General features: G+C 46.4%; 11 protein-coding genes. 9 read left to right on the top strand and 2 right to left on the bottom strand.

All coding sequences use genetic code 11. The annotated features are described in order from the left end of the window. Window positions 1-51: 51 nt before the first annotated feature. From AC58QT_RS17135 to AC58QT_RS17115, 5 genes are all read left to right on the top strand, one after another. Complete coding sequence (locus tag AC58QT_RS17135) at window positions 52-774, top strand: cytochrome P460 family protein (RefSeq protein ID WP_497410086.1); 723 nt, start codon at window positions 52-54, stop codon at window positions 772-774. 22 nt (window positions 775-796) lie between these two features. Further along, window positions 797-1,492, top strand: coding sequence for a DUF4405 domain-containing protein (locus AC58QT_RS17130; protein ID WP_497410085.1), 696 nt, complete (start codon window positions 797-799; stop codon window positions 1,490-1,492). Between the two features lie 63 nt (window positions 1,493-1,555). Further along, a complete protein-coding gene (locus AC58QT_RS17125) occupies window positions 1,556-2,830 on the top strand; it encodes an alpha/beta fold hydrolase (RefSeq protein ID WP_497410084.1) in 1,275 nt (424 codons plus the stop codon). Window positions 2,831-3,490: 660 nt separating this feature from the next. Then, window positions 3,491-10,195 carry a sugar-binding protein gene (locus AC58QT_RS17120; RefSeq protein WP_497410083.1) on the top strand — a complete coding sequence of 2,235 codons (6,705 nt, stop codon included), beginning with the start codon at window positions 3,491-3,493 and terminating at the stop codon, window positions 10,193-10,195. A 459-nt stretch (window positions 10,196-10,654) separates the two neighbouring features. Then, window positions 10,655-12,448 carry a diguanylate cyclase domain-containing protein gene (locus AC58QT_RS17115; RefSeq protein WP_497410082.1) on the top strand — a complete coding sequence of 598 codons (1,794 nt, stop codon included), beginning with the start codon at window positions 10,655-10,657 and terminating at the stop codon, window positions 12,446-12,448. Between the two features lie 177 nt (window positions 12,449-12,625). Here AC58QT_RS17115 and AC58QT_RS17110 read toward each other — a convergent pair whose 3' ends face one another. Further along, window positions 12,626-13,261, bottom strand: coding sequence for a GntR family transcriptional regulator (locus AC58QT_RS17110; protein ID WP_497410081.1), 636 nt, complete (start codon window positions 13,259-13,261; stop codon window positions 12,626-12,628). Window positions 13,262-13,273: 12 nt separating this feature from the next. After that, the gene (locus AC58QT_RS17105; protein WP_497410080.1) at window positions 13,274-14,080 is read right to left on the bottom strand and encodes a sugar phosphate isomerase/epimerase family protein; all 807 of its coding nucleotides are present in this window, start codon (window positions 14,078-14,080) and stop codon (window positions 13,274-13,276) included. Between the two features lie 139 nt (window positions 14,081-14,219). On the opposite strand from AC58QT_RS17105, the gene AC58QT_RS17100 reads away from it, so the two are divergent. The 4 genes from AC58QT_RS17100 to AC58QT_RS17085 all read left to right on the top strand — a co-directional run bounded on the left by AC58QT_RS17100 (window position 14,220) and on the right by AC58QT_RS17085 (window position 18,323). Continuing rightward, on the top strand, window positions 14,220-15,077 hold the full coding sequence (locus AC58QT_RS17100) for a phosphogluconate dehydrogenase C-terminal domain-containing protein (RefSeq protein ID WP_497410079.1): 858 nt from the start codon (window positions 14,220-14,222) through the stop codon (window positions 15,075-15,077). Between the two features lie 5 nt (window positions 15,078-15,082). After that, a complete protein-coding gene (locus AC58QT_RS17095) occupies window positions 15,083-16,159 on the top strand; it encodes a Gfo/Idh/MocA family protein (protein ID WP_497410078.1) in 1,077 nt (358 codons plus the stop codon). 80 nt (window positions 16,160-16,239) lie between these two features. Further along, entirely contained in the window at window positions 16,240-17,544 is a 1,305-nt protein-coding gene (locus AC58QT_RS17090) for a DUF1593 domain-containing protein (protein ID WP_497410077.1), read from the top strand. A 53-nt stretch (window positions 17,545-17,597) separates the two neighbouring features. Continuing rightward, complete coding sequence (locus AC58QT_RS17085; protein WP_497410076.1) at window positions 17,598-18,323, top strand: alpha/beta hydrolase family protein; 726 nt, start codon at window positions 17,598-17,600, stop codon at window positions 18,321-18,323. Window positions 18,324-18,421 lie beyond the last annotated feature (98 nt).

Below are 18,421 nucleotides of genomic sequence, written 5' to 3'. Positions count from 1 at the left end.
CTCATTTTGTTATTTTAAAGCCATCCTGGCTTATTTTAAGGAGGAGAAACATTGAAAAAACGATTAGTACTTACCCTTGGTTTAGTTACTACCCTCACATTATCTGCGTGTGGAAGTACCAACAATGATATGACAAACAGTACGCGACAGCCAGAACCGTCTGCAACGGATAGCATGATGTCAAACAACACCATGGAAACGGAGCGACCTGCAACCGACAGTACGAAGACAGAAACTACGCCGCAGGCGAAATCTCCTGGAACAGACAGTGAACTAGTTAAACTTCCTGAGAACTATGATAAAGGCGTACTCTATACGACTGTAACTCGTGGAAATGCGAAAGAGTTGCTTTATGCGAGTCGGGAAACGATCGAAGCCGTGAAAGCGGGCAAGCCGTTCCCTAGTGGAACCGCGTTAACGCTCGAGATCTATAGAGATGGCGTACTTTCCGACATTTTTGTCTCGGAAAAGCGTACGGGATGGAATCAGAACACTTCTGAGAAGAGCAACGGAGATTGGCGATTCCAGGCGTACCTTGGCGATAAGTCACTTAATACCAAACGAGATATAAAGAGTTGCATTTCTTGTCATGCCAGCCAGTCACGGGATGACTTCACATACACATTAGGCCAGATGAAGAGTTTCAAGATTGAGGATTTTACAGGATCGCTGGATACAAATACAGAATCGAGACATGCAAGTCTTTTAGAAGATTGGGAGTTACATTCATTAAAAGATTATATGGCTGTTGTAACAACCAAGAAGTCATCGTAGAAAAAAGTGTGGAGGTAACCAAGTGAATCTAAAAATGTTGATTAGGCTGATCGTTGACCTTCTTATGACATCAGCCATGTTAGTCGTGATGGCTTATCCGATTACTGGTAATAGAGTCCATGAATTGGTAGGTGTTATTTTATTTTTTTTGTTTACGGTTCACAATTTCTTAAATCGTAGATGGTATCAAACAATATTTAGCGGAACGTACAAGGTTCAACAAATTCTACGCATAGCGGTAAATTTACTATTTCTCTTACTGATTGCTGTTGCACTGATTAGCGCGGTGCCAATTTCACGTGATATCATTCCATTTAATCCGTTGAATAACGAAATGATTGTAAGGCAGATTCATGTTCAGAGTGCTTATTGGGCATTTATACTCATGGCTGTTCATATAGGAATCTCGTGGGGGAGGATTATGAATGCGGCGAGAAAAATGACAGGAATTATCACAACAAGCCGTGTTCGCACGATTGCCTTTCGTTTCTTGGCGGTGTTAATTGTTGTTTATGGTGTGCAGATTTCCTTCGAAAGAGATATGGGATCTAAGTTGCTTATTTATAATCCATTTGGGTATGGGGGATTCGATGAATCCATCGTGCCTTTTGTAATAGACTTTTTATCTATGATGGGCATCTACATCACTGGGACTTATTATACGTTGAAATTTATTCAGAAGCATGACAAGGCTAAAACGTCACAGTCACCACTTTGATAAGATGCTAGGAAGTGACACTGTTGAAACATTGAAATCAAAAATATAAACGAGGAGGATAAAATGAAAAAATTTGGAAAGGCAAGTATTGCATGGAGTTTGACAACGGTTTTTCTGACTACAGGTGCAGTGACCGCTGCAGGAGATTTTATTCAAAAGACAATTGAAGTAAGAAGCGGAGTAAAAATATCTGTTGATGACAAAGAATTAATCACTCGCGATACGAATGGTAAAGATGCAGAAACATTTATGTATAATGGGCTTACATATGCTCCGGCTCGTGCATTATCGGAAGCCCTTGGCAGAGAAGTGACTTGGAACGAGAGTTCATCAAGTGTAAATATAAAGACTGACGGAGCTTTAGTCATTAAGGAACAAGGGAATTTTTCAGCCGGTGGCATTGTTGAAACCAGTGATGGAAAATTTGATCCGATGCAGCCGTGGACGGCCGCTCAAGGCGGTCAAACTCGGCATGGCGACCATGCTGATGTACTCTATCAAATTCCGGTTCATGCCAATGAATATCCAATGGTGTTTCTTCATGGATATGGTCAATCACGACGGAGTTGGCAAACAACAGCCGATGGTCGGGAGGGTTTTTCAAATATTTTCTTGAGGAAGGGTTATAGTACTTATCTCATTGATCAGCCCGGTCGTGGAGAGGCTGGACAGGTTACCGGGGCTGGACAGATACCTGCAGTTCCAGACGATCAAACATGGTTCACGCAATTCCGGATCGGTCTATGGCCTAATTTCTATGAAGGTGTGCAATTCCCAAAAGACAGCAAATCGCTAGATCAGTTTTTCCGTATGATGGTACCTGATACAGGCACTACGACTGAGAGAAATGCAACGGTTACCGCCATGTCTGATGTATTTGACCGAACGGGTCCTGGCATCTTATTTACGCACTCAGCAAGCGGTATGACGGGATGGCAGACTGCAATTGCTAATGAAAATGTAAAGGCAATTGTCTCTATTGAACCAGGTGGTTTCCCCTTCCCTATTGACCCAAACGCAAATGCTGGGAATTCCTTTGGCAGGATTGCAATGGACGATTTTATGAAACTGACCAAATTTCCAATCATTGTTTATTATGGGGACAATATTCCTGATAAGGCAACCGGCATACCATCTCAGGATTTTTGGAGTCGTTCTCTTGCATCAGCTCGACAGTGGGCAGAATTGGTTAACAGCAAAGGCGGCGATGTCACCATTGTGCATCTTCCTGAAATCGGCATAAAAGGAAATACTCATTTTATTATGTCAGATTTGAATAATAAGGATGTTGCAGAAAAACTCTCTGAGTGGTTAAAGGAAAAAGATTTGGATAAATAAGCTGCGATAAATTAAGCAAACAATTGTTCAGAACATAGAAAAGATTGCTTACCGGCTGGCCAGAAAGGCTGGTTAGTAGGCAATCTTTTATTTGTTTAAATTCGCTGGTAAAGTGAGGAAATGAATCGTCAGCCTACAAATGGAAGCTACCCTGCCATCTTCAAACGGATGAATACTCGGCGAATATCCATCGTCTATGTTATAGAAGAACTGAGCGATTAATAGTCGAAGATGACTCAAACCCGGCACCCAATTGTGTACCGGGTTTTCTGATGTATAACAGAAAATGAATGTAAATAAAAGAAAATGAATATTGGTTTGAACGTAAATAGCAGGTGTTAGTGTTTGTTAGAAAAACCCATTTAGTGATTATCGACCTGAACAGGGATGAGGTTTAAAATTGTCATTAAGTTTATAGAGATGAGGTGATAAATTGCAGAGAATTTCCAAAACAGAACCTTTAACCGTCTCACGTAACATGGATGTAAACGGAGTAATCCTGATCTTCTGGGTAAGCATGCGCTTCCTAAGCAAGCAGACGAAGGACGTGAGTTTGATGGTATAGAGGCAAGTTTATATGGTTTCGAGAGCGAATGTAAGCGCTTCACACAATGTACTATTGCTTGAGACCAAGTTTTTTGAGGGGAGGAAGTAATATTGATGGAAAAATTTTTCAAGAAAATACTATGTTTAGCGCTCGCTATGCTAATCCTGCTTCCCGGTACAACGGGAATCCTAGTAGATGAGGCAAGTGCCTCAGGAGCAGATCAGATTGTCTATAACGTGAATATCTCAGGCACGGATCAGCAGACGATTAAAGGCTGGGGGGTATTTCCATCGTGGAACCGCGCGGATTGGAACCGAAATTTTATCCCGGCGACCGGGGCGCAGGATGCGCTCTATAACGATTTGGGCATCAGTATGTTCCGCGTGATGATTCCGAGTGTCGCAGGGGACGAGAACGGGAATGTATTTGATAACAAAATGCAGGAGATCTATGACCTCCTTCAAACAGGCGAGACGAGAGGTAAGCACGACTACATGATCTCAGTTTGGTCACCGCCAGTAGGAATGAAAACGATTCCAGTAGTCAGCGGCTGGACAGGTACGGAGCATGTAAGATTACGGCCCGAAAAGGAGGGGGCATACACCGACTATCTGGTGAATGCAATCACCTGGCTGAAGAATAAAGGAGCGTCGGTTCCTAAAGTGATCAGCTTTCAAAACGAGCCGCTTTCGACAATCATAAGCGAATGGTGCTATTGGGGCGACGATAACGGGGCACAGTATCAGCGTGTGACCAAGTTGCTGCGCTCAAAGCTGGATGCAGCTGGACTGACAGCCGTTCAGATATTGGCTCCGGAGGGAGCGACATATTCGGAGAATGAAGAACTACTGGGACACGACTTCGCGGCTTTGACGAACGATTCGGCGCTGAATAGCGCGATCAACGGAATATCTTCTCACAGCTATTTCCTTAAAGGCTATGATTCGACCAGTGTATATCAGGATTATGCAGACGCCTTGGACCATGTGGCCAGCAAAGACCGCTGGCAAACCGAATACAGTACCTTGATCACGAATGTTTCCGAAATGGACATGGCGATCAACACCGCGCGGCGGTTGGCAAGCGATATGGCGTTTATCAAGAACAACTACTGGTTCTGGTGGCTGGGCTGGGCGGCTAACCGGCACCCAACAGATGTGGGCGAAGTGCTCTTAGACGGCGACGGCCAAACTGTAACCAAGTCAAAAGCATTCTATGTTCTGAGCAAAGTTTTCAATAACGCTCCGGTCGGTTCGAAGGTGCGGCGCATCACGGCAGATCCCGCTTCTGGTTTGACGACAGCCAATTCGGTCTGGATGGATGGTGTCGCTTTCTTGAACGGCAACAAAACGACTGCGATGCTCGTGAATTCGACCGATCAGGCCAAGACTGTCAATGTGAAAGGGTTAACCGGCATGACAGCAACTGTTAATCAGCTCACCTCCGATATCCCATTGGGACAAGATATGAATGCAACGCAGCGCAACGTTTTCAACGGAACGGCATCCGCTGTTGTTTTGCCGGCGAAGAGCGTGACGATCATTGTTACTTCCGATATGGATACGGCACCGCCGAAGGTTTCGTTTGACCAATCAAGCAGTTCTTCCGTATTCAACGCGGATTATGCGGTAAGAAATCCACAGTTTACGGTATCTGGACATTTGGATGAGTCTGGTACGTTGCAGATTAACGGACAGCCAGTCACCGTGGCAAACGATCTGAGCTTCAGCACGACACTTACGCTGAATGCTGGCATTAATACGATAACGCCGGTAGCTACGGATTTAGCAGGAAATCAAGGGAGTTCCGAACCCTTAATCATCCGAAACGATCCGACTTACTTGGGCTTAAGTCTTGATCAGGGCAATCAAGTCTATGTTAAGCAGAGTGCGTATACCGTTTCTGGCAGAACGAACGGGATTGCAACGGTCAATGTTAAACAGGAATTTAATGGATCGACTTTGGTTAATAACCAATATAGCGTCGGTGGGGCATCAAGCGGACATACGGCGGGAGAGTTGTTGCAGCCGCTGGCAAGCAATGGTTGGCCTTCTCCAGGCTCATCTGTGACTCCCGCGCCAGGGGTCATCGGTGCCGTGTATATGAGTGTTTTGGGAACCTCGGGCGGTGGATTAACCGCGAATGCGCAGGGAATCTGGGATAGCTCGACTACCTTCCAGCCAGCTGAAGGCACTAGCTCGCTGCGGCTGAAGATGGGGAATTCATCGGTTGGTTTTGCCCGTCTCAACTTCGATTTTATCAACAAATCGTCGCAAGGAATTACGCAGGATTTGACTGCTTATCAACAAATGGGAGCGCTTCAGTTTTGGCTTAATGCTGCAGCAGCAGAAAGTAGTCTTTCCGCTGTATTGGAATCCAACAACGGTACGAAGGTGGAAGCGCGATTGCCGCTTAGCAATTATGTTACTGCGTCAGAGTATACCAATAAGTGGGTACGCGTGACGATTCCTTTGAAGGATTTCGATGCAGCCGTGCACTACGCGCCTTCAACGGATATAACCGTTTACAATCAAATTATTGCAGCGCCTATTGATTGGAGCAAGATCAAAGGATTCGGATTCTCGAGCAAAGCAGCAGCTGTATATATTGCCCGGGTTGACGACATCAAGCTCGTCTACGGTAGCGATACTACATCGGCATCAGGTCCGCTAACCTTTAATAGTAACTTGAACCTGCAACTTGGCGACAACACGGTCACGGTCGCGGCCTCCAACGAAGCCGGTGTGCAAGCGATGCCGATGATCAGTCACGTCATTTATGATCCCAATCCGCCGGTGATTACCGTACCAGATTCCGGATCAACGACGACCACTAGTTATGTGCTGAAAGGAAGCGTCAGCGAGGCGGCAAACATCACAGTTAACGGCACAGCAGTGACTCAACAGAGCGATAACTCGTTCACTGCGCTCGTGCCGGTGATCAAGGGGAACAATACGATTACTGTTGTTGCGACAGATCCTGCAGGGAACGCGTCTACGGCTGTGGTAAGTGTAGACTGCAATCCGGTACAGGACGGCTCAATTGTCTGGGGACTGGCATCCGGAAACAAAACGGCTGGTCAACCGACTATTGACGGAGATTTATCGGAAGCCGGCTGGATTGTCAACAACGGAGTACGGAGAATCATCACTGGAACTCCCGAAAACAGCGTTTTCTTCGGAGCTCAGTGGGATGATAGTAATCTTTATGTAGGGGTCAAAGTGCTTGATTCTGTGCTGAAGAATGATTCGACTCAAGCTTATCAGGATGACTCGGTAGAAATTTATCTCGACGGCAACAATGACAGAAGCACGACCTACGGGTCCGATGATCGTCAAATTACGCTAGGCTGGCATGATACTCAGCTAGCCGTAGGCGGGGATATTGTCGGCATCCAGTATGAACAAAAGGATATCGAAGGCGGTTATACGGTGGAAATGGCTATTCCATGGAGCGGTCTCGGTATTCCGACTCCGAACACTGGAGCGGTTATTGGCTTCGATGTGGGGATCAATGACGATGACGGTCTTAGCAACGGGAACCGTGAGAGTCAGCTTATGTGGACAGGTGGCAACAACAATTGGCAAAACACCTCTAACTTTGGATCCCTCTACCTCAATGATGGGAGAAATGTAACCGCTGCGATTCAGCATGCCAGTTCCATTACGCTCGATGGGGCGTTGAGCGAATCTGATTGGTTGCTGCGGGGCCATGTAACTAAGGCCATAACCGGCACGCCAAACAATGCTGTAAGTTTCGCTACGCTAAGCGATACGCAAAATCTGTATGTTGGTGTACAAGTGCTGGATACTGTTCTGAAAAACGATTCGACGCAAGCTTATCAGGACGATTCCATTGAAATTTATCTCGATCCCAATAATAGCCAAAGCACGTCCTACGATGCGAACGATCATCAGATAACGCTAGGCTGGCATGATGGGCAGCTAGCCGTCGGAGGGGATATTCCAGGTATCCAGTATACGCAAAAAGATATCGATGGTGGTTACACCATTGAGATGGCGATTCCTTGGGCTTCGCTCGGCGTTACTCCTGCGAGGGACATTACATTAGGGTTCGACATCGGTGTTAACGATGACGATGGGAACAATAGCAGCAACCGCGAAAGCCAATTGATGTGGAACGGCACAACGAACAACTGGAAGGATACATCTCCGTTCGGGCATTTATTATTGCATAACCTGGGCATGTCCTTGCCAGTCGTTACTGTACCTGTACCGGAAGGACTTATGGATTTCACGGATGATGCGCACGACTTTTCCAAGTTAAATGCGAAAACGGCGAATATTGCGGTGCAAACCTCCAATCCGCAAAATTTTGCGAATGACGCTGCCTCATTCATTCATACGAACGATAACCCTAATCCTGCGGAGTATGTGATTTATAAATCGCCGGGCAACGACATTTTCTCGTTCGACATCGCTACGGGATTGTACTCGACCACACCGCAATTTACGTTCTATGGCTCCGCGGACGGGGTAAACTTTACACCGATCTTGGTAAAATCGACGGTGACCGGCGGCGCCAATGGTTACTCTGTTTCGAGCAATACGGCAAGCAATCTGCCGACGGGAACTCTATATCTGAAGGTCGTATTCCCCGGCAAGCTCAACTGGCATGAACGTTTGTTGAATGTTAGTTTTAAATATGTTGCTGAGCAGGTACAGACTGAGGATCCGGTCAAGTTGTCATTTACGGATGACGCTGTCGATTTCTCAAAGCTTTATGACAAATCTGGCAATATCGTAAACATAACCGCAACTAGCGGCTTGGACAAATACAGCAACGATGCTACCCAGTTCCGGCATAATAATGACGACAGTATGAGTCCGGAATATATGACCTATAAGTCGCCGAGCAACGATATTTATTCATTCGATATTAACGTGTCGGCTTGGACTGGCCTGCCGACGTCAGTCGGCTTTGAAGTGCATGCTTCGAAAGACGGTGTAAACTACACCAAGCTTTCAACGACCCAAAAGATACTCAGTTCCTCATCAGGCTTTAATACGCTTGATATCAAGGCAGATAGCATAGCAAGAGGCTACCGGTATCTGAAAATCGTCTTCCCGTACGGGGATGCTTCTTGCGACAATTGGACGGCGACGATCAATAAAGTGACGTTCGTCTATGGCTCTGACGCTGTTCCGGTAACCGGCGTTGCCTTGGATCAAACTTCAATTGAACTGAATCCGGGTGCAACGATTCAAATGAATGCAGCCGTATCGCCCGCTAATGCGACTATTCAGAAGGTAACGTGGAGCACGAGCGATTCGACTATCGCCAGTGTAGATAACAACGGCAAAGTCACGGCTGCAGGAAGAGGAACTGCTACCATTACCGTTACAACGGATGACGGTGCCAAAACCGCCGTGGCGACCGTAAAGGTACTGCCCGCATTGCCTGCACTCGCTTCTGTCACTCTAACTGCGGATAAAGGATTGTTGCAGTCTGGAAGCACTGCATCCTTAACGGTAACCGGAATCGCGAGCGACGGTTCCTTGGCTGAATTGAGCCATGCTCAAATTGTGTTTGTCAGCGACAATGTATCTACGGCAACCGTTGATTCCGCAGGGAGAGTTACCGCCGTGGCGGAAGGAAAGGCTAAAGTGACGGCAACCGTTACGCTACGGGGTGTGACACAATCGACGAGCGTTGTAGTTATCGTCGATAACACACCGCCGACAACTGATGCGGTAGTGGATAAAGCAGCGGTGAACGGTTGGTACAAATCGAATCTTCATGTAACATTGAACACGTCAGATCAATTATCTGGTGTTGTGGGGACGGAATACCGTATTGGCGACAATGGCAGTTGGGTAGCTTATGCGGAGCCGATCCCGATTGCGAATGATGGGAGGTATGTACTGCAATATCGTTCACAGGACAATGCTGGCAATGTGGAGACAGCGAAGACAATGGGTTTGAATCTCGACAGTTCCGCTCCGCAAGTTAATCTGACGCAGTCGGGTCTCAGCGTCGGAGATGTAGAGGCTAATACCCAATTAAGCTTTGAACTTTCTAGTTCGGACAGCATGTCCGGCGTAGCCGAGCAAACCCTTAAGCTCGATGGAACCGAGATCTCAAGCGGGCAGGCACTTGCAGCCGGTAGCTTGGCAGTTGGTCCGCATACGATTGTGTATCGTGTAATGGACATTGCAGGCAATGTGCTTGAAACTTCGATTCCGTTCCAGGTGAAGAGTGCGCCAGTTGTTGACACAAGCGTTCCTGGTATACCAGTGCTAGCGTCAAACAGTGGATATGCGAACGGGTTGAAAGACGGCAATTACACCGTTACGATGAATATGTGGTGGGGTCAGAACGGATCTCAATTCAAATTGTATGAGAACGGTGTTCTTGTGAGCACGACGAACTTGACGAAAGCTTCACCGGCTGTTCAAACCGCTGCTTGGGACACTACAGGTAGAGCCAATGGTACCTACACATATGTGGGGGAATTGATTAATTCGGCAGGGAAGTCAACAAGTCAGCCGCTAGTCGTGAAGGTGACGGACGCAGCGCCTGGCAAAGCAGTATTGGCGGCGGATAATTGGGATGGCGACGGGGATTTTAAAGTCTCAATGAATATGTGGTGGGGAACGAATGCGACCGAGTATCGTCTCTATGAGAACGGTGTACTTATTGATACCAAGAGCCTGCCGGTGTCTACACCAAACGCTCAAAGCGCTTCCACTTCAATCATTGGGAAAGTTCTTGGCGTGTATGAGTACCACTGTGAACTGGTGAATGCTGCAGGTGTAACGTCCAGTGATAAGCTGACAGTGACAGTGTCTCATTAAGAGGTAGTTAAGCATTTGAATAAAAACAGAACCGTCTTAGGATGGCGGCTCTGTTACTGCTTCCAGAATTAACTGCAAGCCGAAGATAGGGACAGATTGCCGATGACGGTAATCGTCCCCTTTTTTTTGAACGAGAGTATTAGGCAGCCTGAACTTGTAAAACAACAAATATTAAAAGAAGGTTGGTTTGAGGATAATGAAATAGAAATAATTACTTTGTGAAAGTTTTTTGAATAGCCTTCTGCTTATATTTGAAACAGTGTACTTTTCGGGAGGCTCCAAAATGTAATCTGCATTTAATTATGAAACAAAACAAACGGAGCTGCGCGATTCTGCGAGCTCCGTTATTTTTTGTATAATTCGCGACTTCCAAATTATTTAAAAATTGAATTTTTTGTCGAAGGATTAAAGCTGGAAATGTCGAATGAAATAGGCATAAACAACTAAAATGGAGATCTCATGAATTCAATTCAGAGTAATGACATTTCAGCTTTTACCCTTTTTTCGATGCCTGCCAATCGTTCGCAGCAGCGGTTTGCTATTCTCATAGGAGCTATAATCGGACTTATTACGCTGTTGTCTGTCCCTTTTGCACAAATTGAAATGCCGAGACTTAACACGACGTTGCCAACCTTGCTTGGGGCGATGTTCTGCTTCGAGATGTTTACAGTCTTCATCCTCTATAATCAGTTTCGGATTGGCCGATCACCTCAGATTCTGGTCTTATGTGCGGGCTACTTCTATTCCGCTCTTATGACATTAGCCTATATGTTATCTTTCCCCGGCTATTTTCCTCCGAACATTTACCGCCCAGGGACTCAGACAGCGGAGTATTTATATGCGCTCTGGCATGCCGGGTTTCCTGTTGCCATCCTTGTATTTACCGCAATGTCAAAGCGGTATGCACATGCAAAACTGAGTAAAATGCAGTCGCTGTTGGCGACAATCATTATGAGCCTAGGTGTCATAGGTATTGTTGTCCTCTTCGTTTATGGAACGACAGTCTACGAACGAGAACTGCCCCTTCTCATGTCTTTCGGTTATGTGACACGGTTATTCAATTACGGAATTGCCCTTCCGATTCTGTTGCTTAGCTTAGCTGCTCTAATAGGTTATTATCGGCTAACCCGCGGGAATACCGTCACTTCGATCTGGCTTTGCGTTGCCTTGTTTGCGAACATGTTAGATGTGGCTATCACATTGTGCGGAGGGAATCGCTTCAGTTTGGGATGGTACATATCCAAGTTTGACTCGTTTATTTTTGCCAATATTGTTCTAGCTGGATTGATCTATGAATTTACCCAAATGTATGTCAAGATGACTAATCTGTATGATGAGAGTCGAAGAGATCAGCGGACAATTGCGGAGAAAAATAAAATTATTGAACGTATGCTTACTTCCAGCGATGAAGCCATCGCGATGTGTGACAGCCGTGGGATGATAGTGTTTGCCAATGGCAGATTCGAGGAGTTGTTCGGAAGGGCGCTGTCCGAGGGTGAGTCACTCGCTTCCTATTGCGAAGGCATGAAGTTGTTCAATGGCGGATCGCTTGACGGCTTGATTCATAAGTATTTTGAACAACAGCAATCTGCATTCAGGGAGATGGTTTCTCTCTATGAGGCGCAGGATGAGATACGACACTATGAATGCTATGTGAATCCAATTACCAGCGAGGACGGGGAAGCTTCATATGGACATTTGATTGTCTTTGGTAATCGGACAGAAGCTGTTCGCAAGGCGCATTATGATGAGTTAACTGGCTTGCCGAACCGCCGTTATGTGCAGGAGTGGTTGGAACGCCGCGCTTCACAGCAGGAGTCCAATGACTTGAACATTTATGGATTGCTCTTCTTAGACCTAGACGGGTTCAAACAGGTGAATGATACGTATGGGCACGAAATCGGAGATAGGCTGCTCAAAGAGGTTGCACTTGTTCTCAATCGTTGTATGAACGAGCAGAGTACAGGAGCCCGTTGGGCAGGCGATGAATTCGTGATCATGGTTGAACAAGTAGGGAATGCTAAACAATTAGAAAAGATCGCCGAAAGTGTCATAGCCGCTGTTCGGCAGATCAAGGAGATAGATGGCTTGCTTATCCACATTTCTGGCAGCATCGGAATTGCGATTGTTCCCTCGAATGGAGTGTCTGATGCCAAAACACTGCTTCAACAAGCTGATGAAGCGATGTACAAGGCCAAATCGAGTGGTAAGAACTGTTATTGTTTATATGGGAAGAGTTCAATTGTTTCATAAATCCATAGACGTTTGTTCCAGAATTTATAAGAAAACAAGATTTATGTACGTGAATGCATGAATATACAAAATAATGCCAAGACGGATTTCAAATAGTCTTGGCATATTTTTTAAAGGTGGAGTATATGGATGTATCGTCCATTGTAACAATCTTTATTTTCCAGCATCACATAAATGCTATAAAATAAGTATCCGCTTACCGTACTCCAGATGATTCTCCATAAGCGTAGCAGCTTCGAGTTCTTTACCTCCACGTATAGCTTCCCATATATGCAAGTGATCTTCATAGGAGACTTGAATTCGTTTTAGGTCTTTGCGCAGAACGCGCAATGCGACTAGAAACAACTTGTCCTGCAGCTTCTCCATCGCCTGCAAAATTTCTGTATTGCCATATAACTCGGCGAGTTTTCGGTGAAAGAAGGAATCGGCTTCCGTAAATCCGACATGGTCATTGCTATCCACGAACTTCTTCTGCAGACGGAGATTATCCTCCAATGTTTGTATTTCTTCCTCATGCATCGTTACTGCGGCAAGCTTGCGAACGACAAATCCCTCCATCGCAATACGAAAATCGTACAGATCGACCGCCTTCTGCAGGGACATTTCAGCTACGACGAGTCCTTTGTTAGCGGTATAGTTGGCCAAGCCCTCCGCATCAAGTCGCTCGAGCGCAGCGCGTATTGGTGTTCGACTCATCTCTAAAAGTTCAACAAGAACGCGTTCGGTTAGGACATCTCCAGGTTTCAGTTCTCCGCTGAGAATCAAGCCTCTGAGACGTGTATACGCTTTTTCTTTTAACGTAATATCTGCCATGGGATGACGCCTCTATTCAAAGTATTTAAGTGATTGTAAGTAGGATAAGCTGTCTTGCAGCCAGGCCCTCTCCAGTTGTATGGTCTCTTCGACGGATCCCATATAGGGCGTCCACTGCTCTAGTATGGCCGTGGGGCTTTTGCCAGCCTTGTTAATTTCGGCAATGATATGCGGTACATCTAATTTACCATAACCTGCAGGTTTCCCCAATATCGTAAAGCCCATCTGATGGTCGATACGTGCGATGTCGAAGTCTTTAATATGTAAATTTAAAATAAAAGGGACTAAATCTTCAATGACACGTGTTGGCATGTCTAATGCGCTGAATGAATTTACAGTATCTATACAGCTGCCGAGAAAGGGGCTTGAAATCGTTTCGAATAAACCAGCGAGTTGGCGTGTCGTGTGAAGTCCGTGATTTTCCACAGCAATTGGAATCCCCGCCTCCAAGAATGTAGGCAGTACTTGTAGTAATTGGCGAGTTGGTAAGTCCAAATCGACTTCTGTAATTAGCGTCCTTAGCAACTTCGATTTGAGTAACCTTGCAATGTGTAGATAGTGAGTCAAATGATCCGGATCAGTACCACGTGTCCCGACCTCAATTTGAATATTCAGCTTCTGAGAAGCATGTTTCAAAGCTAGAATCTCATTATCATTCATCATATGAAGCGGGACGTTATCGGCAATCTGAACGAGTCCGATTCCGTGTGCATGAGCAATATGTAGCAAATCGAACAAGTCTAGCGGAGCAACGGGCCGTTCATATCCGTGCACACCAAACGACCAAGTTAGTGAATAAGTGCTAATACCGAGCTTCAATGTTCATTCCTCCCTGAAAATATAGCTTAATTTAAAGTATAAGCTGTTTCTGCGAAATGTAAATACAAAATAAATACATATTGTATACAATTTTTAATTATGATAACCTAAACTTACAAATCTAGAGGAGGATTGAACGATGATTAAGCTTGCATTAGTCGGGGCTGGTGGAAAAATGGGCTGCCGCATTACCGATAATCTAAGAAAAGGAACGAATCTGGTGGATTATGTGGAGGTCGGTGAGCGGGGGATAGAACGCTTAGCGGAGCGAGGGATTGTACCGACACCTCAGGATGTAGCTATACCCAGGGCTGATGTCGTAATTTTGGCTGTGCCTGACGTGGCCATCGGGAACATTTCAGCAGTGATCGTGCCTATGATGAAATCGGGCGCGCTGTTGTTTGTTTTAGATCCTGCTGCAGCGTATCTGGGCAAACTTCCTGTTCGGGAAGATGTGACGTATTTCGTTACACATCCTTGCCACCCGCCTGTATTCAACGATGAGGTGACTCCGGAAGCCAAACGTGATTTCTTCGGAGGGGTCGCTGCGAAGCAAGCGATTGTCTGCGCGTTGTTGCAGGGACCTGAGGAAGACTATGCCATCGGAGAAGCCATTGCGAAGGAAATGTACGCACCTGTCATGCGCTCTCACCGAATTACAGTAGATCAGATGGCGATGTTAGAGCCAACGATGGCGGAAACGATCAGCTCGATGATGGTTACTGTTTTGGGAGAAGCCATGGAAGAAGCCGTGAAACGCGGAGTTCCTTATGAGGCAGCTAAGGATTTTATGTTAGGCCATATTAATATACAACTCGGTATTGTATTTGAAAAAGTAAATCCATTTTCAGACGCTTGTCTGGTGGCTATCGATTACGGGCGCAAGGCGATGATCAAGGATGATTGGAAAGACCTGTTTCAACCTGACAAAGTATATGAGCAGATTGACGTCATGCTGCACCCCGAGAAACTGAAGCAACTTTCGTTCAAGGAGTAACGGATATGCGAACATGGAAGGTAGGATTAGTAGGAACCGGTTGGTGGTCAGAAAAGCATTTGAAAGCGTGGTCACGGATTCCAAATGTGGAAATTACTGCGCTGGTTAATCGCAGTCGTGAGAAATTAGAAATAAAAGGTGCCGAATACGGTGTTCCGCATGATCGCCTGTTCACCACCTTAGAAGAGATGCTGGCATCGACGGACATTGATATCGTTGACATCGTAACTGGCCCTGAAACCCACTTGTCATTGGTCCGACAAGCCGCAGAGGCTGGAAAACATATTCTATGTCAAAAACCGTTTGCCCCTTCTCTGGCGGACGCTGAAGAAATGGTCAAGGTGGCCAGAGATGCCGGTGTACGCCTCATGGTAACGGAGAATTGGAGGTGGTTGCTCCCTTTTCAGATGATAAAGGGGGTCATCGACAGTGGAAAGCTGGGCACGCTTCATACGGCACGTTATATCCATTCGGACTATTATACGCCTCGTATGAGCCCAGGTGTAGAGCTTCCGCAGCCTTTCTTTCGCGAGATGCCCAAATTGTTATTTTATGAAATGGGTGTTCACTGGTTTGATACATGGAGGTTCCTATTTGGTACGCCGAGGAGGCTTTATGCCGAAATAACAAGTATCAGTCCATTTATTAAAGGAGAGGATTCCGGTATTGTGGTGCTCGGTCATGACGATTTCTATGGCTTCCTCGATATGAGTTGGGCTACAAGAGCGAAGCTGGAGCAACCGTTAGGCGAAAAGGTTGGCCCCGTTCATCTGGAGCAGCTGGTTATCGACGGTTCCGAAGGAACGCTCAAAATGTATACGGATGGCCGAATTACCGTCATAGGTAAAGATGGCAATGATGAGGTGACGATCGAGAACACGACTGAGCTGGATCATGAGGAAAGTCATTTTAGGCTGCAAAGCCATTTTATTCATTGTCTCAGGTCGGGAGTGCCTTTCCAAACAAGCGGTGAAGACAACCTGATCACGTTACGTATGACCTTCGGTGTTTATGAAAGCGCGGCTCAGCATATGCCTATATCTGTTGGTGGGACTGATTCTCACATAATAGCCAAAGAATGATTATTCAATGGAATGTGAAAGTGTACTATGATGAAACCATTCCATCGTGTGATTAGTACGAATAAATGAGGGTGATAACCATGCAACAGAGGCTCAGAGTATTGGTGATGACGGATATAAGCAGTTTACAAACCGGCTACAAGGAACCGGATGATACGCAGTCGCTCGTTCGGCTGCTGATGTATGCTAATGATTTTGAACTGGAAGGGCTTGTTGCTACGTACTCGAAACATTGGGAAGGTGAAGTAAAGGACGATTACATCCAAGCGATTGTTCAAAAATACGGTCAAGTCTATGCCCAGCTACAAGCGAACGATCCGCGTTACCCTACAGAAGCTGAGCTTATGAGTTTGGTTAAGGCAGGTAATCCGCTGGATGGACCTGATTATATAGGGGGAGAGCACGATACAGAAGGCTCAGACCATATTGTTGTGGCGATGCAAAAAGAAGATGACCGTCCGCTGTGGATTATCATTTGGGGCGGAACGACGGACCTAGCGCAAGCGTTGTGGAAAGCTGAGCAGTTGCTTAGCAAGGCAGAATTCGAGCGAATGCTCGCACGTCTTCGCATCTATTCCGTCGTCGATCAATATGAGATGGGATCGTGGGTGCGGGACAAGTATCCCCAACTGTTCTATGTCCGTAGTCTTCTAGCCATTCGCGGTATGTATAAAGGTGGCGATTCGGAACTAGTGAGCGATGCATGGCTGGATGCTCATGTGACGGAGGGGCACGGTCCGCTGGGGGCGGCGTATCCGAAGTATGATGGAGGCGATATTTATAGCCGTTCGGTAAAAGGTATCAAGGAAGGGGATTCACCTTCGTTTCTATATTTGATTCCTAACGGATTAGGGGAACCTGATCGACCAGAATGGGGCGGTTGGGGAGGGCGCTATGTACCGTTAGAAGGTCATTCATCCTGCCATTATTTCGATGCTAGTGAGTTCCAAGGCGACGAAGCGCACGAACACGAAATCTACTGGTCTTCTGTTTACCGCTGGCGTGAGGCGTATCAACGTTCCTTCCAAGCGAGGATGGACTGGTGCATATTACCTCCGGAGAAGGTAAACTATGAACCGACCGCGGTTGTAAAAGGATCACGAGAACGAGATGTTTTTGCTGGTGCGGAGATCCATTTGGACGCTTCAGAATCCTCAGACCGTCGAGGACGTCATTTAAGTTATCATTGGTTCCAATATACCGAGGCAGGAACGTATCAGGGCAAGCTTGACCTGCAGGGAGCAGAGACGCCGCAACTCACGGTCATCGCTCCTGAAGTTGCACAACCTGCGACCATACATTTGGTGCTGGCCGTAACGAATGACGGAGAACCGCCGCTTACCGGTTATAGCCGGGTCGTACTGACGGTATACCCGAGGCCATGAGCGAACCCACTGTCTATCAATCACCCATCCCTGTTATTTGGCGGGAACCCAAAATGGTGTCACAAGACACACGCGACTTGGTCATCTGGCTGGCTGGTTTTACATGGACGAAAGAACGACTCATCTCGCATCTTGACGCGCTCTCCGAAGCGGGATTTACCGCAGTCAGCTTCGACTTACGAGAGCATGGCGAACACCTACCAGCAGGCGAGTCGATGCAGACGATGGCAGCAAGAGTACGGAGTAATCGACGCCGTTACTTCTGGCCGATTATTGGAGGAACTGCCGAAGATATGTCCAAGGTTCTGGACTGGGCAATTCATCGTTTTGCCATTAACGGGAGAATTGTAGTTGGCGGTATTTCGGCTGGTGGGGATATTGCGGTGACAGCAGCATCTCTCGATCCACGGATTGAGGCGGTTTGTGTTTGTATCGCTACACCAGATTGGATGCGTGAAGGGTCCATCGAAGAGCAAGGAACAGCGGATGAGCAATCCCAGCTTGTATTCGTGCGGCTAAATCCAATAGATCATTTGTCGCGTTTTCAGCACAGACCTTGGATCCGCTTTGATAATGCGGCAGACGATGTGCAGGTTCCACCAGAAGCCGCCCGGAGATTCCAGCAATTGCTTCTCGAAACGCACTACAGCGATGATTCGGAGCGAATTGAAGTGTTCGAGCAAGTCGGTATCGGCCATGCTTTTCAAGAGGAGATGTGGAAACGAACGCTAGACTGGTTCACTCATTTCCGAAGCTCAACTCGAACAGAAGGTAACTAAAACGTCTTATCAAAAAACCACAATGGGAGGATGCCTCTGATTGTGGTTTTCCTTTAGGCATTTTCTGCTATAATACAGGTAAACTTTAGATGAGAACT

It is taken from the genome of Paenibacillus sp. J31R109 (assembly GCF_059692055.1).
The sequence above is the reverse complement of the archived record's forward strand: the minus strand, read 5'-3'. Positions and strand labels throughout refer to the sequence as shown.